The sequence below is a fragment of the Streptomyces sp. NPDC005408 genome, assembly GCF_040606445.1.
Taxonomy (GTDB): Bacteria; Actinomycetota; Actinomycetes; order Streptomycetales; family Streptomycetaceae; genus Streptomyces.
In genome coordinates this window covers 1-14,475 of record NZ_JBEXEX010000090.1, presented here as the reverse complement: position 1 = coordinate 14,475, position 14,475 = coordinate 1, and the positions used below count along the sequence as shown (strand labels likewise).

Below are 14,475 nucleotides of genomic sequence, written 5' to 3'. Positions count from 1 at the left end.
TCCGTGGCGAAGCGGTCGCGAAAACGGGGGTGACCATGCGCAGCCTTGAGGAGTTCGAGGTGGTCATGGTCGAGCGCGTGTAGGCATGGGGCCCTGGGTGGGCATGTCTGTCCATCCCCCGAGCACCGGGTGGGGAAATTCAAGGCTGTGGCCCACATTTCGTTTGCGCCGTGAGGCGCTGTTGGTTCGAGTGGAGGTGGAAGGCCTGCACCAACCCGCTGTCGCAGCAGCAGGGTTGAAGCTGAGGGCAGCCTGATCCGGGTGATGTCGGGGAGGGCGAGAGCGGCCCTGACAAAGCCGGGACGTACCCAGAACTGCCAGATGGGGCGGGTCCGGCAAGCGTGATGGAGAGGAGTACGCGAGGAACCGGCGTTTTACGTCTCTTAAAGGGACACCGGCTCGAACCTGGCGGATCTGGGCCGGAAGCGGTGCGTATGCAGGTCATCCTTTCGGGTGGTCTGACAGCTCCTGGGTCGGTCTACAAAAGCTGGCCGGGAGGCCACGAGGAAAGCCTGCGGCGTACTCGTGGCGATGCCGCAGGGACACAATCGGGCTCCTCCTTCATCGAGCGAACCACAGTGAACACGGGAACCGTCCCGAATCTCGCCCTGTCGTCTGCGGCCAGCAGCCTGCCGGGGCTGGGCGCATCGACCGCCGATCGGTCCGGGACGGGGCGGAGCCGCCGTAGTACTCCGAGGCCGGGAGAGCCGGCCACTTGGGGAAGGGCGGCAGCGGTATCGAGGAGGGAAGGATGCTGCAATGCCGGAAGACGCCCCGCCGAATGGCGGAGCTCCGGGCCCTCGGGCCGGGGTACTGGAGATGCAGACCAAGCTTCACCGTTGGACGGTGGCCGATCCCGGCCGCCGGTTCGATGACCTGTTCAACTTCGTGCACGACCCGGCGACGCTGTTGGTGGCGTTCGACCGGGTCGCGGGCAACCAGGGAGCTCGGACTCCCGGCGTCGACGGCCTGACTGCCATCGATGTCGAGAAGTCGATTGGTGTTCCCGGGTTCCTGAACGACCTGCAAGCCGCCCTCAAGGACGGCTCGTTCCGTCCTTTGCCGGTGCGGGAACGCATGATCCCCAAGCCGGGAGGCTCGGGGAAGGTCCGCAAGCTCGGGATTCCGACGATCGCGGACCGGGTCGTTCAGGCGGCGCTGAAGCTGGTGCTGGAACCGATCTTCGAGGCCGACTTCAAGCCGGTCTCCTATGGGTTCCGGCCCCGACGGCGGGCCCAGGACGCGATCGCCGAGATTCACTACTTCGGTACCCGGGGATATCGCTGGGTGCTGGATGCGGACATCGAGGCGTGCTTCGACTCGATCGACCACACGGCCCTTATGGACCGAGTGCGTCACCGGGTGAAGGACAAACGTGTCCTGTTGCTGGTCAAGGCCTTCCTCAAGGCTGGAGTTCTCACGGAACTCGGCGAGAGCAAGGAGACGCTGACCGGCACCCCGCAAGGCGGCATCTTGTCCCCGCTGCTGGCGAACATCGCCCTGTCGGTGCTCGATGAGCACCTGCATGGGTCATGGGAGTCGGGCGGAAGGATGTCCACCGAAGGCAAACGCGCCTACCGGCGCCGCAAGGGTCAACCCACGTGGCGTGTCGTCCGCTACGCGGACGATTTCGTCGTCCTGGTGCACGGCACCGAGGCCGACACCGCGGCACTGCGCGAGGAAATCGCCGGTGTGCTTGAGCCGCTCGGTCTGCGGCTGTCGCAGGCCAAGACGCGGATCGTGCACATGAGCGACGGATTCGACTTCCTGGGCTTCCGCATCCAGTGGAAACGCAAAGGAGGCACGAACAAATGGCACGTCTACACCTTCATCGCCGACCGGCCCATCCGGTCGCTGAAGGCGAAGATCCGTGCCCTGACAGGCAGGACATCGCAGCAGGAACTCGCCACCGTGCTGATCAGACTCACTCAGATCATGCGCGGTTGGGCCAACTACTTCAAGCACGCGGTCGCCAAGCATGTCTTCGACAGGCTCGACGCCTTCGTGTGGTGGCGTCTTATCCGCATGTTGCGGGCACGTCACCGATGGAGTTGGGGCGACGTCCGCCGCAAGTTCACCGCCCCCACGGGGCGGTGGCTTCCGATAGCGGCTGACGGGGTCGAGCTGTTCCGGATCGCATCGGTCACGGTCAGCCGTTACCGATACCGGGCCAGCACGATCCCTAACCCATGGCAGCCTGCGAACCCCGTCTGACGGCAGAAACCGTGGAGAGCCCGTTGCGTTGAGAGACGCACGGCGGGTTCGGCGAGAGGTCCGGAGAAACGGACCGGGAGCAATCCCGGCACCGCGCTCCGGACCTACTCAGCGATGCGTGCACGCTGAGTGACGGCTGAGGGCCATTGGGCGTCACGGGAGGTTGCCCGAAAGCGATTGGTGGCCAGGGCGGTTGGGCCGACAGTTCGGGGCCGTGGAAGAGATCGTGCTCCGGGTGCAGGAGTTGTTGTTTCCGTCGGTCGAGGACGTCGCCGTGCTGTCGGTGGACGTTTATGTCGAGATAGTGCGCGATTGGCGCGGTCTTGCCGCCGCGGGCGATCGGCCGCGGATCAAGCCGAGGCCGAACTTCGCAGACACGGCCCCGGAGGCCAGCTGCGGCGAAGACCCCAACACCTTGGCGTGATCATGGTCAACACCGGCACCGGCACCTGCGCCGAGGCGAACCAGAGCGGGTCGTCCTCGTCGGGCTGGGAGACGACGAAGGTGTTCTCAGAGTCGTTGAGGTCGCTGATCAGCATGAACAGAGCGTCCTCCGAGGGGTCGTCGCTGGGGTCGCCGTTGTCGCTGTCGGCGCAGTAGTACGAAGCCCCCATCGCCCCTGTCTTCCCCTTTGGTCTGCTGGATCCGCTGCGGTCAGCACGGCACGCTGGCCCGGCACCGCAGCGGGTCACAGCGCGGCTCCCCGCCTGGGGGCGAGCGTAAGGGTGATCAGCCGGTCGCGTCGGGACCGCTCGGCGCGCCTCTACGACCGTGACGCATCCGGCGCAGCGGGCGGGTCACCAGTGAGGCGGCCGGCGTGTGCTCACCGCGCCGTCCACCACGGCCTGTTCCACACGACGGCGGGCCGCGGCGGGTAGCAGGCCCGTGGCGGTGGGCGGGGCGGAGAGGGCCGGCACGGGCAACTCCAGCGATCGGCGAGCGGGAGAAGGAACAGCACAGCGCTCCGTATGGTTGATCATGGTGTCAATGGCCCGAAGTCTTTAGTGACATGGATCCGTATCGGTCCATGTCACCTTCGCCGAACCTCCTTCTGGTCAGGCTGGCGCTGAGTCAGCGGGTTGGGTGGTTGTGTACGCGAGATTCGGGTTCTGGCACAGATCTTGGGGAGCGGTCGCGGAGGGTGACAGCTTCGTTCGATTGCAAGGAGGGGCGGCGACCTCGGGGACCGTCAGCGATCACGCATTCTGGTCCACCACCAGCGCGTCGTCGCCCACTCGTTGTAGTTGGGATCCGGCAAGGTGCGGTGCTCGAATTCCTCATCGATCCGCGTGATCAATCGGCCCAAGTCCCGTTTGGCTCCGGGCGGAAGGTACAGCATCGTCCACTCCAGGTCATCACGGGCATCTCCCACCCCGGGCGAATCAAACGCGGAGCCGTCCAGGTAGCGTCCGGGCGCCTTAGAGGTCGTTTCATCCTGTTGTTTCATCCCTGAATACGGCTTTCATGGGCTGGTGTCGGGTCGCGCCAGGAGATGGTGTTCTCGCCGGTGAGGCGGCGGGTCATGAGGTCGGTCATGGCTAGGTGGATCATGGCTTCGGAGCGGTGTGGGTGGGTTTCGTAGTCGCGGGCCAGGCGGCGGTGAGGCATGAGCCAGCCGTAGGTCCGCTCGACTGCCCAGCGTTTCGGGATGGGGGTAAACCCTCTGGCGCCGGGCACGCGTTGGACGACTTCGAGGTCGATGCCGAGGGTGGCGGCGTATTCGACGAAGTGCTTGCGGTAGCCGCCGTCGACCCAGACCTTGCGCATGCCAGGATGGTCAGCGGCGGCCTGGTCCAGGAGGGTTTGCCCGGCGGTGGAGTCCTGGACGCTGGCTGCGGTGACCAGCACCGCCAGCAGCAGCCCGAGGGTGTCGGTGATGATGCTGCGTTTGCGGCCCACGATCTTCTTGCCCGCGTCGATGCCCTGGCTCTTGGCGGGGACGGAGGTGGAGGTCTTGACGCTCTGCGCGTCGATCACGCAGGCCGAGGGCTCGGGGCTCTTCCCTTCTTGCTGGCGCACCAACTCTCTCAGCAGACCGTTGAGCTGGGGGAAGACACCGTCCTTTTGCCACCTGGCGAAGTAGCCGTAGACGCTCTGATGCGGCGGGAAGTCATGCGGGAGATAAGCCCACTGGCAGCCGGTGCGGTCCACGTACAGGATCGCGTTCATGATCTCGCGCAGGTCATGCGTTGGAGGCCGGCCGAAGTCCAGAGCCCGACCGCGGCGTTCGAAGCGCCAGGCGGACAGCACCGGCTCGATCAACTCCCAGCGCGCATCGGACAGATCACTTGGATACGCACGACGTTCCGTCATGCCCTGGGCATACCGCCGTCCGGGGGCGCGCGCCCAGGCGTGCAACCTGCCGCGTCGAAGCACGGGACAGACTCGGGCGTCCTGGAATGAGACAGGCGCAAGCAGACCTCCGCCCCATCCGTCACACCGCCAGCCTCACCGCGCAGAGCCGCCACCACAGCCTCACCAGCAGCACATCGACGGGCAGAACAAACCGCCCCAGAGAACCGCACTCAAGATGAAAACGACCTCTAACTGAGGGTTTCAGAATGACTTGGGTGCCTGCCGGTTGAGCCGAAGCGCGGTAGTTGTCACAAAGGCAGGCTTGTTGTCACCGGCTGGATACCGGGCAGTGAGCAGGTGAGATTGAGCAGTTGAGCTGGCGTGCTGGGCGTGTGACCGGTGCGGCGTGGCCGATCGTTTCGGGTCGGCCGAGTGACTACGAATCAAGGACAGCGGCGATGGCTTCGATCTCAACGAGCTGGTCGTTGTAGCCGAGCACGGTAACGCCCATCAAGGTGCTGGGGACATCGTGGTCGCCAAAGGAGTCGCGGACCACTTCCCAGGCGGTCACCAGGTCTTCCCTCCGGGTGGATGCAACGAGAACCCGTGTGCTGATGACATCCTGCAGCGACGCACCGGCGGCGGCGAGGGCAACCTGCATGTTCTCGATGGCTTTCGCTGCTTGGCCCGTATAGTCCCCAATCGCTGCTGTGGAGCCGTCCTCATTGAGCGGACACGCCCCGGCAAGGAAGATGAGCCGAGCTTTAGCGGGCGCCGCGGCCGCGTAGGCATACTCGGCAACGTCGGACAGGGAGTCGGAGCGAATCAAGGTGATAGCACGGCCCACGGTGATCTTCGGTCCCTTCTGGTCATGATGAAGCGGAGCCATCCTGGCAGGGGCGCTTGGCTCCTGCCTCCTCTTTTCGGCGGGCGGCTGCGAGTTGAGCTCTGCCGGTTCCTCTGTCGGTGGCATCTGACATGCGTCGTCGCGTGGGATCAGTTGTTGTCGATGGCGTCGGCGAGCCGGTCGGCGTGGTTGTCGAGGAGGCGCTTGCGCTGACGGTAGTAGGGGTGGTCCGCCGTGGGTTCAGTGAGACTGAAGGGGCTTCACCGGGAACCCGCGGCGCCTTCCGTGATTGTGCTCGAATATGCGGTGGGTTCGTCGACGGTGATGTCGGCGGACTACTCAGGGCAGACGATCGCAGAGGATGTGGCCAAGCAGCTGCCCGCCAGCTATTGACCTGCACCCCAGCGGCCCAGATCTGGCTCATTGCAACCACCCGGCCGCCCGCTCGTGCCGGCCGAGCACCGGCCACTTCTCCTCCAGCACCACCGTGCCCAACACATCTCCTCAGTCCGTGGTCGTACCGCAGAGAGATGATCTCCGCTGCGGTCAGATTCCACGTAACTGTTAGGTGGGTCGTCGAACGAACATGGGCCTGGATGATGCACGCCCGCCGCCACGCACGCGACTACGAACGCCTCGTCCAGCACTCCGAAACTTTGATCACCTGGGCAGCCATCACCCTCATGACCAGGCGCCTCACACGCAAACGTGCTCGACAGCCAAAGCCCCGCTCCGCCGCCTCGTTCCGGGCCACAGCGTGACGCATGCTGATGAAACGAAGGCGCCCGGGGCCCGCGGCATCCGGCAGCGGCTCAGTCTTCGAATTGGCCCTCGATGACCCTGGCGACCCGGGCCCGAATCTCCCGGCGGTAGACCTCCCGGTCGGCCATCTCGCTCTCGGAGAGGTTGGTACCGATGGCCACACCGACGATCACCAAGCAGGCGGTACAAGCGACTTCTTCGCCTGCGGCTGGCGGGCTTTTGATGCTCTCGGCCAAACGTTCGGCCATCACCGCCCGCTCACCCGGGTCATTCACCCACAGGCCGATGTCCTTCAGCGCTGCATCAGGATCGGATGCGAGCAGCTCCCGGAACTGCCCCTCGTTGATGGAGCGCTCGATGAGCCGCACATACCCGGTCGATTCGACCTTCTTCTGTTGCTGTTCGCTGGTCACGATGCTCCTCCTCGACTACTGGTATCCAACGAAATGCCGCCGGGGCACACCGACAGGCACACCGAGGCCGACCGGCGTCGGCTCGGAATCGGTGAATGGCTTGCCTGGCCGGCTCACCTCGCGCAGTCGCACGAGGCCGGAATCATGGGTATTCATGACACTCGGAGGGAAATAAGTGGCGATGGCGGATGGAAAGGCGAACTCGACCATGCGCCGGTCGGGGTAGCGGATCCGTGTCGCGCGCTGGAGGCCCTCGACCATGTTTGCGACCTCGTAGAACTCGCCCGGCGTGATGCGCACTCCAGTCCGGAACAGGTATAGGTCGCGGAAGAAGCCGAAGTCGTCGTACATCGCCTCGCTGACCAGGCCGGCCGATCGGTCTGCCTCCCACAGCCGGGAACCGGGAATTTGCAGGTACCACTGGAGAAGGATCCGGACGCCGAACTCAGCGTGCAGCCCCGCCGCGAAACGAATCGTCGTACGGATCTCGTCCATCGACTCCCAGGGCAGGCCGAGCATGAACGAGAAGTCGGCCCGCTCGCTGATGCCGAACCTGGCGAGTTTGGCCGCTGCCAGACGCAGCTTCTCCGTAGTCGTTCCCTTGCCGATCCTCTTGAGTCCCTCGTCGTAGCCGCATTCGGCACCCACGAGGAACTGGCACGTCAGGTCCGCCATGCCTTCGACGTACCCCGGGAAAAGGAGGTCGTTCGCCCGCGAGTCGTAGACCAGCCAGGGCTCGATGCCGCGATCGTGCAGCAGCTCGGTGATGCGTACCGCCCGGCGTGGATTCATCGAGAACTCATCATCGATGATGTGCGTGCTGCCGTACCTGGTCAGCGGCAGGTGCGGCATGACGGTCACCAGTCGGTCGACGAACTCCTCCGCCGGAATCGGTCGCCACGACCGGCGGTACGACGTCGAGCAGAACGAGCAGTCGAACGCACAACCCCGGGACGACTCGATCGCGAGCCCCTTGTACACACCCGGAGCCAGGGCCGAATAGTCCGGCAGGGGAAAGGAACCCAGCTCCTCATTGTCGATCTTCGCCGAGGCTGGGTTGCGCACGATGTTCCCGTCCGGCGCCCGCCAAGTCAGACCCGGCACGTCCGCGACGGACCTGCCCGCGCCGACGCATTCGCACAGCTGGAGAAGCGCACGTTCACCTTCGCCGCGTACTACATAGGTGGCCGGAGAGGTCTCCAGCACGTACCGGTCGAACATCGTCGGGTGAATTCCGCCGAGGACGACGGGGACGGCCGGCAGCATGCGCTCGATTTGGCGCAGCACGACCCGCGCGCTCGGCCACGACAAGGACGTGGCACCCACGCCGACGAGCTCGCAGCCCTTCAGAGCAACTTCGTGCGGCGTGAGGTCCACGCTCTGCTGAGCGATGAGATCCACCAGAACGACTTCATGCCCCGCCGTGCGAAGGGCCGCGGCCAGCATGTAGACCCCGTAGGGAGGACACTCTCGCTCGGCATCCATGGAGATCGTCCGTAGAGCACCGTCGACCACATCCATCATCGGCGGGGCCAGCAAGCAAACCTTCACAGCGTGTCCTCTTCATGCTGGGCCAACGGGATGGGCGGTGTGAAAACCGGCCCTGTGAATCGTCGTACAGGAAAGAAGGTGACGCATCTCCGGTTAGCCCGAAAGAGGCATGGGACGAAGACCACCACCGCGCGTTGCCGTTGTATCAGGCGGCCCACCGCAAGCTCCGAACTTCAGAAACAGCCTCTGAACGGCACGAGATGCCGGACAGCCACGGCCACCGGGTCGGTGTGTGCCTGGGGCCCGTTGGGATCGACGCGGAAGTACTCCCCGGGGTGCCGCGGAGGCCCGTACTGCGTGCGAGAGGAAGTGGTGGTCATGCTGGTGCCCGTTCTTCGGGTGGAGGAGCCGAAGACCACACGCTATACACGCCATGACCAGCAAAAACGATACTCTCGATGAGCGCCACGCCGGTCGGACACCGCCGATGCGACGTCGAGCGCACCACGTTGCCCGCAGGCAGGCATAGTGCTGATCGCGAACTTCAACGTGGCTGGACCAGCACTTTCACAACAGGCCCTAAGCCTGTCGTTTATGGTGCGGCCCCGGTGGAGGGGCGGGCAGCGAGGGACGTTCAGATCCAGTTGCCCCAGCCGAACGTTGCGATGTAGGCCCGTCGGATGGCGTCCCAGCCACGGCCGCTGCCGATGTGAATCACGGTCAGGGCAAGAATGAACCAGGCCGTGAAAGCACCGGCGATGATCAAGGTCCATCGAGGGCCGGAGAAACTGGCGACTACGACGAGGGCGATGACGGTCACGCCAAAGCCCATGTGGGTGGCGGGGAGATCCGAGCGCAGTGCTTCGCGCAGATTGTGGCGTTCTTCCTGCATGTCCTGGGTGTACCGAGAAGAAGCCGAGCCTTCGCTGTTCTCTCGCTCAGAGCTGTGCTCCATGAGGCCCCCAGTTGATCCAGCTGCGACTATCCGAGCAGCCTATGCCGTGCTGTGATCGCGGTCAGCATCGGTTTTGCGTCGGGGTTTTGTCCCCTTCTTGTGGTGGGCGGGCCGACGGTAGGTCTCGCCCGTGGCGAGGACGAGTCCCACCTCGTAGCGGGTGGCGGGCTGTCGGTTCTTCGAGCCGAGTGGGCGTCCGGGGCCGGGTCGGGTTGGTTTCGGTGCACTGGCTGGCGTGCCGGTCTTCGCGCGTAGGTTCCTGAACCCGCGTCGGACGCGGGCGGGGGTGAGTCTGTTCGGTTCCGCCGGGCGCTCCCACGGCCGGCGGAGGTCCCGTGCGAGAGGGCGGGCGAGGCGGAGCTGGGTGTGGGCGGCCAGGACGAGCCACGTCCAGCGGTCGGCCGCCCCTGAGTCCCGCAGCCGCGGCCGGGTCCAGCCGATGGTCTGCTTGAGCAGCCGGAAGGTGTGTTCCAGGTCGAAGCGACGAAGGAAGGACTGCCAGCACCGATCCACGTCCTCGGGGCCGGCGCCGGTGCCGGACCACCAGAGCCAGACGGGCTTGTTCACCCCGCCGCTGGGCAGCTTCTCGACCGTCAACCGGATCACGGTGCCTTCGATGATCGGCAGCGGGCCCTCGTGGTCGAGCCATGCGGCTCGGCGAGTCAGTCGTGGGTGGAGCCGGTCCCAGCCTTGCGCGGTCGCCGCCCCGTACCGTTCGGTGTTGGTGACGGTGACCGCGGAGGCCTTGCCCCACGTGGCCGGGTCGCCGAAGACGAACTCGCCGCCGTGCTTGGGCGGCCGGCCGCCCTGCGGCGGGCAGATCCATGGCACGGGCACGGGCTTGCGCATCACCCGGTCGGAGCGGAGCCGCCCCAGGATCTCCACGGGGAGGTCGGCCAGGAGGTGGGCGATGCGGGGCGCGTCGTAGCCCGCGTCCAGCACGACCAGGATGGGCGGGTCGCCCACTCGCCATTGTCCGGCGTCCACCAGGCGTCCGACGACGTCGCGGACCTGTCCGGCGGTGACCGCGGCGACATCGGCGCCGGGCTCCAACCGGATGGCGTCCAACAGCGCGGTCCAGGAAGTCCGGCCGGTCTCCAGAGCGGCGATGATCGAGTACGGCCAGCCGGGCACCATCTGGTGCTTGCCCAGGCCCCGGCCGAAGGTGTGACGGAAGGAGCGGTCCGACGAGGTGTCGGCGTCCGGCCGCAGCCACGGGGAGACGTCCACGGCCAACACCAGCCGGCCATCGCCAGCCCGGGGCAGTGGAACGCCGGCCAGTGCACGCCGTAGCCGGGCAACATCGATCCGGCCCTGGTTGATCCCGGAGTACAAGGCGCCATGGCCCCTCCGGTGTTCGGGCGCGAGGGCCAGGTCCACGAGCGTGCGGACCGGCCCGTCGGTGCACAGCAGTGCGTCGCACAGCTCGAACAGGGCGTCGCTTCTGGAGACCAGGCATGCGTACAGCTCCGAGCGGAACTCCGCCATCATCGCGAACGCGTCTTGTTGAACGCTGTGCTCGACCAGTCCCACGATCCCGGCCCTCCGTGCTGCGTTGTCGCTGAGCACAGGATCGAACTGCGGCCCCTCACACATCCGCTGAACTGGGGAAACGCCAACCAAGTTCGAGTCTCGTTCGACGGCAGACCATAAACGACAAGTTCAGAAGCTGTTCCTGAACCCCAAACGGCAGGTGGCAGCGGGCTACTCAGGACGACCTAGGTACTCGCGCCCAAGCGGAGCGCGGTACCTGCTGCCTAGCATCCCGACCATGAGCTCCGTTGAGCAGATGGCCGGATCGAGTACACAGGTGGCGGCGCGGCAGCAGTCGCGGGGCACGACGTCGCTTGTACTGGGCGCTGTCGCCGTCGCGATGATGGTCTGCCCCTTGCTGCCCGTCCCGGTCCCGATGTGGGTCCGCCTTCTTCTCGTGTACTCCATCGTGCCCTTGGGGATCTCTGCGGTCGTCTCAGGCTTCGTCGCTCTGCGCAGGATGCGGGGCCGGGAGGGAGCCGATCGCTTCCGGGCGCGGGCGGGTGTCGTGCTCGGCACCGTGGCCGTCGTGATTCCGCTGGTCGTGATCGTCTGGGCGATCTGGGCGCTGAACCAGGCCTACCAGTAGACGGCGATCAGCTTTTGCTTGGGTTCTCAGAAGCCGTTCCGATCCTCCGGCGGTGTGCCTCGGTCCCCTGGGGACAGACTGACTCCGAGCCGTCTTCCCGGCCGCCAAGTCGCCCCCTGGACCAGGTTCTCCGCGGAGGACTAGGTTTTGGCCCCAGGCGTTTCACCTGCCCCGACCATTCCGTTCGCCGTTCCGTCACGGGAACAGTCTGCGAACGGCACTGCGTTCCCCCGCCGCTTCGGCCGATCGCCGTGACCTGCCGTTTTGGGGTTCGGAAACAGCTTCTTCAGGAAACGGCGATGGCCGGTGCCGCGAAGCCGTGCGGCTTCGCGGCGGAGAGGTGGCTGGCCTCTCCATACCGGCCATCGTGCGGCGTCTGGCCCGCCGGGAGTTCGTCGATCCCTTAAACCAGAGGCCGCGGTCTTACGGTATCCCGCGTGAAACGCGGTTCGGTGCGCTGTAGTCAGGGCGTTGAGGACCGGCGGGCGGCCAGCTCCTCGAGGCGGGAGCGTCTCCAACGCTGCTGGCGCGGTCGGCCGGCACTGCCACGGCGGTACTCGAACCCGTCGGGCTGCTCGAGGTCGGGCAGGAGCCCGTGCCCGAGCGCGCTGATGAAACTGTCGGCATTGCTGTACCCGAGGATCCGGGCCGCGTCGGCGGCGCCGACAAGGTCCTCGTTCTCGTCCTGGCCGGCGGCCGGCAGCACACCGCGCTTGCGGGCGGCGGCGACGACGGTGACCCGGCGCCACTTCTTGCGGGCCCCGCCGCGGCTGCCCTCCTCCCTTTCCAGGGTGTCCGGCTCGGGGAGCTCGGGGATGCGCCCCTGGTAGAGGGCGCTGGAGAAGGAGGCGACGCTGCCGTAGCCGAACAGACTTGCGACCTCGGCCGTACCGAGCATCTCGTCGGGGTCCCCGTCGACCGGCACTGGGGGCAGCGCGGCGGCCGGAGCGGAGCTGCGCCGGCCCTTGCCGGGGCGGCTGGTAGCCCAGGCGACAATCGTGCCGCGGCGCCACATCGGGCCGTCGATGTCCTCGTCGGGCTCGGGGAAGTACCCGGGCCTGTCGCGGAAGTAGGCGTCGATGGTGGAGGTACGGGTGTAGCCGAGGAGCTTGGCCACCTCCCGCTTGCTCAGCAGCTCGTCCTGGTCGGCCTCGAGTACCGCGGCCGGCAGCGTGCGCTTCTTCGGTGCGCGCTGCGCGAAGAACGCCGCGACTTCGTCGTACCGCCAGAACCGCTTGCGGCCCTCGGTGTGCGCGACCGCGGGGAAACCGCTGTCCGGGTTGTTGCTCCACTCGCTGATCCGGGGCTTGCTCGTGCCGAACTCGGACACGATCTGCGCGGTGTCCACGAGCCGCTCGGCGGGAGACATCACAACCCCTTTGAAGGATCGGCAAGGTGCTGGCGCCCGGTTGAGCGCGACAGGTTCGATAATGCCAAAGCTGGTGGGTTCGTGTCCAGCCCAGCGCGAGACCGGCTACAGAAGTTCCTCGCCAAGAAGGCAGACACCGAAGAGCGCGGCGCGCTCTGCCAGCTCCGTGTAGGCCATGGCGGCCGGCGCGGCATCCCAGGTCGCGAACGCGAGCGCGGAGACGGCCTCGCGGCGTGTCATCCCCTCTTCCCACGGGGCGCCCGCAGCAGAGCATCGCTCGGCGAGCTGGGCGTCGGACAGGTTCGCGGCCTCCCGGCGGATGCCGGACTGGACGTCGGCGACGCCCTCGCACCAGGCGCGGTGGCCCGTGGCGAGAAGGTCCTGCAGCGCGGCCAGGGCGACGCGGGCAGCGAGCCGACCCCACCCTCCGCCCCAGCGGACAAGGACCATGGTGGTGCCCCCTCACCTCTCGGCACCGCTCCTGCCTTGCCTGATCAGGCGTCGAAGATCAGCGCACCTCGGCTGCCGACCGACGAGCTACCCCGGGTTTGGAACATCAACGCGGCACGCCCGAAGGTCATCGGACGCGACGCCCTCATCACTGACATTCGTGGGGAGTTGGTCGAAAAGGGGGCCCGGGTTCTCCAGCCTTTGCATGGCCTGGACGGCGTGGGCAATAAGGAGCTCGCCCAGGAGTACGCCTACCGCTTCGCCAACCAGTACGACCTGGTCTTGTGGGTCGATGCGGTGGAAGTCGAGAACATTCGCGACGACTTCACACTGTTGGCTCGCAAATTTACGCCCACACTGACCCGTACCCGTATCGGTACCCCGGGCGACGTCGAGGCCATGTTTGCCCGCCTTCGGAAGCGCCGCTGGCTCGTTATCCTCGCCGACGCCGACGCCGACGCCCCCGAGGCGGTTGGTCCATGGCTCCCCTCAAGGAATGGCTCTGGCCACATCCTCATCACGACCAGCTCAGAGGCATGGCTGAAGAAGGGCGGTCCTTATCTCCAGGGCTCAGGAGGTGGGGCCGCGTCCAAGATCCGCCGGGCCGCCCACCGCAAGCAGCCACAGCCCCGGGCCTGTGTGCTCGCAGTTGCGACCGAATGGGAGTCTGGTAAAGGCGGGCTCTCCACTTTCAACCGCCGGCTCTGCCTGGCACTAGCCGACGCTGGCGCGAAGGTCTTCTGCCTCGTACCGCAGGCGGGATTGGAGACACGCAATGAGGCACGCCGAGGTGGTGTGACTCTCCTTGAGGCGGCGCAGCTCCCTGCCTGGTCCGAAGATCACGCCCTGTACCGCAAACCCGCGCTGCGGGCCGAGGACTACCCGGACATCATCATCGGCCACGGGCGCATCACCGGCAGGGCGGCCCAACTCCTCGCCGAGGACCACTACCCCGCAGCCAAGCGCCTGCACGCCATCCACATGGCTTCCGACGAGATAGAGTGGTTCAAAAAGCGGGCGGACGACGCAGGTGAGCGTGCGGACCTTCTAAGGCGAATCGAGGTCCAACTCGGCCGCACGGCGCACGCCTCACTCGCGGTGGGCCCGCGCCTCGAAGGGCGATTCGCCACGGACCTCTACGCCGCGAAGGCCCCCAAACTACTGCACCTCGACCCAGGATTCGACGCAGCGGAGATAGAGGACCGCGAGCCTCCACCCGGAGACCATTGGAAGGTTTTGGTCTTTGGCCGGGCTGAAGACTCGAAGCTCAAGGGACTTGACGTGGCGGCTCGCGCGCTCGGGCGCGTCGCCAGGCGCACGGAGGTCGCAACGCAAACCGAGCTTTTGGTCCGCGGTGCACCCAAAGGGCAGTGCGGGGCCCTGCGAAAAAAGCTACGGCGGCAGGCGGATAGCCCCACGCTGCACATCACGGTCCGTCCGTATTCCACCGACGCTGCCGTGTCTAGTAGGACTCCGTTAGGTTGTTCTGGCTCTTGGGTTGTGGCTGGTGGTGGATGTTGTGGGCAGGGGGCGGTGGCAGGTGGTGCAGGTGCCTGT

Annotated in this window: 12 protein-coding genes and 2 pseudogenes; 5 read left to right on the top strand and 9 right to left on the bottom strand. The window is 66.4% G+C overall.

Annotated features, from left to right (window positions below; translation table 11 throughout):
* The first annotated feature begins 759 nt into the window (after window positions 1–759).
* Window positions 760–2,214, top strand: a complete 1,455-nt coding sequence (ltrA, locus tag ABZS64_RS37745) for a group II intron reverse transcriptase/maturase (RefSeq protein WP_355839498.1) — start codon at window positions 760–762, stop codon at window positions 2,212–2,214.
* A 214-nt stretch (window positions 2,215–2,428) separates the two neighbouring features.
* Entirely contained in the window at window positions 2,429–2,638 is a 210-nt protein-coding gene (locus tag ABZS64_RS37740) for a hypothetical protein (protein WP_355839504.1), read from the top strand.
* A gap of 765 nt (window positions 2,639–3,403) precedes the next feature.
* Here ABZS64_RS37740 and ABZS64_RS37735 read toward each other — a convergent pair.
* The 3 genes from ABZS64_RS37735 to ABZS64_RS37725 all read right to left on the bottom strand — a co-directional run bounded on the left by ABZS64_RS37735 (window position 3,404) and on the right by ABZS64_RS37725 (window position 5,356).
* Entirely contained in the window at window positions 3,404–3,661 is a 258-nt protein-coding gene (locus ABZS64_RS37735) for a hypothetical protein (RefSeq protein WP_355839496.1), read from the bottom strand.
* Entirely contained in the window at window positions 3,658–4,527 is an 870-nt protein-coding gene (locus ABZS64_RS37730) for an IS5 family transposase (RefSeq protein ID WP_355839493.1), read from the bottom strand. The genes ABZS64_RS37735 and ABZS64_RS37730 overlap by 4 nt, the downstream gene beginning before the upstream one ends.
* A 418-nt stretch (window positions 4,528–4,945) precedes the next feature.
* Entirely contained in the window at window positions 4,946–5,356 is a 411-nt protein-coding gene (locus ABZS64_RS37725; protein ID WP_355839502.1) for a Rid family hydrolase, read from the bottom strand.
* 566 nt (window positions 5,357–5,922) lie between these two features.
* Here ABZS64_RS37725 and ABZS64_RS37720 point away from each other — a divergent pair.
* A pseudogene (locus tag ABZS64_RS37720) lies at window positions 5,923–6,117 on the top strand (IS5/IS1182 family transposase); the annotation flags it as partial.
* A 51-nt stretch (window positions 6,118–6,168) separates the two neighbouring features.
* Here the strand turns inward: ABZS64_RS37720 and ABZS64_RS37715 are convergent.
* The 4 genes from ABZS64_RS37715 to ABZS64_RS37700 form a co-directional block, all read right to left on the bottom strand.
* Window positions 6,169–6,531 (bottom strand): hypothetical protein, encoded by a 363-nt coding sequence (locus ABZS64_RS37715; RefSeq protein WP_355839491.1) that lies wholly within the window; start codon window positions 6,529–6,531, stop codon window positions 6,169–6,171.
* Window positions 6,532–6,546: 15 nt separating this feature from the next.
* Window positions 6,547–8,082, bottom strand: coding sequence for a radical SAM protein (locus tag ABZS64_RS37710; protein WP_355839489.1), 1,536 nt, complete (start codon window positions 8,080–8,082; stop codon window positions 6,547–6,549).
* Window positions 8,083–8,656: 574 nt separating this feature from the next.
* Window positions 8,657–8,914 (bottom strand): hypothetical protein, encoded by a 258-nt coding sequence (locus ABZS64_RS37705; RefSeq protein WP_355839487.1) that lies wholly within the window; start codon window positions 8,912–8,914, stop codon window positions 8,657–8,659.
* A gap of 102 nt (window positions 8,915–9,016) precedes the next feature.
* Window positions 9,017–10,468, bottom strand: coding sequence for an NF041680 family putative transposase (locus ABZS64_RS37700; RefSeq protein WP_355839500.1), 1,452 nt, complete (start codon window positions 10,466–10,468; stop codon window positions 9,017–9,019).
* A gap of 280 nt (window positions 10,469–10,748) precedes the next feature.
* Here ABZS64_RS37700 and ABZS64_RS37695 point away from each other — a divergent pair, with 280 nt between their 5' ends.
* Entirely contained in the window at window positions 10,749–11,099 is a 351-nt protein-coding gene (locus tag ABZS64_RS37695) for a hypothetical protein (RefSeq protein ID WP_355839485.1), read from the top strand.
* A gap of 463 nt (window positions 11,100–11,562) precedes the next feature.
* Here the strand turns inward: ABZS64_RS37695 and ABZS64_RS37690 are convergent, their stop codons facing one another.
* Both ABZS64_RS37690 and ABZS64_RS37685 read right to left on the bottom strand, forming a co-directional pair.
* Complete coding sequence (locus ABZS64_RS37690; protein ID WP_355839483.1) at window positions 11,563–12,468, bottom strand: hypothetical protein; 906 nt, start codon at window positions 12,466–12,468, stop codon at window positions 11,563–11,565.
* 105 nt (window positions 12,469–12,573) lie between these two features.
* Window positions 12,574–12,918, bottom strand: coding sequence for a hypothetical protein (locus ABZS64_RS37685; RefSeq protein ID WP_355839481.1), 345 nt, complete (start codon window positions 12,916–12,918; stop codon window positions 12,574–12,576).
* A 36-nt stretch (window positions 12,919–12,954) separates the two neighbouring features.
* On the opposite strand from ABZS64_RS37685, the pseudogene ABZS64_RS37680 reads away from it, so the two are divergent.
* Window positions 12,955–14,475, top strand: a pseudogene (locus ABZS64_RS37680) (hypothetical protein); the annotation flags it as partial.

Bases quoted from the DNA above. Each gene is read 5' to 3' on its own strand.
- ltrA (WP_355839498.1), top strand. From the start codon at position 760: ATGCCGGAAGACGCCCCGCCGAATGGCGGAGCTCCGGGCCCTCGGGCC.
- ABZS64_RS37685 (WP_355839481.1), bottom strand. From the start codon at position 12,918: ATGGTCCTTGTCCGCTGGGGCGGAGGGTGGGGTCGGCTCGCTGCCCGC.
- ABZS64_RS37730 (WP_355839493.1), bottom strand. From the start codon at position 4,527: ATGACGGAACGTCGTGCGTATCCAAGTGATCTGTCCGATGCGCGCTGG.
- ABZS64_RS37695 (WP_355839485.1), top strand. From the start codon at position 10,749: ATGAGCTCCGTTGAGCAGATGGCCGGATCGAGTACACAGGTGGCGGCG.
- ABZS64_RS37690 (WP_355839483.1), bottom strand. From the start codon at position 12,468: ATGTCTCCCGCCGAGCGGCTCGTGGACACCGCGCAGATCGTGTCCGAG.
- ABZS64_RS37735 (WP_355839496.1), bottom strand. From the start codon at position 3,661: ATGAAACAACAGGATGAAACGACCTCTAAGGCGCCCGGACGCTACCTG.
- ABZS64_RS37705 (WP_355839487.1), bottom strand. From the start codon at position 8,914: ATGCAGGAAGAACGCCACAATCTGCGCGAAGCACTGCGCTCGGATCTC.
- ABZS64_RS37700 (WP_355839500.1), bottom strand. From the start codon at position 10,468: ATGATGGCGGAGTTCCGCTCGGAGCTGTACGCATGCCTGGTCTCCAGA.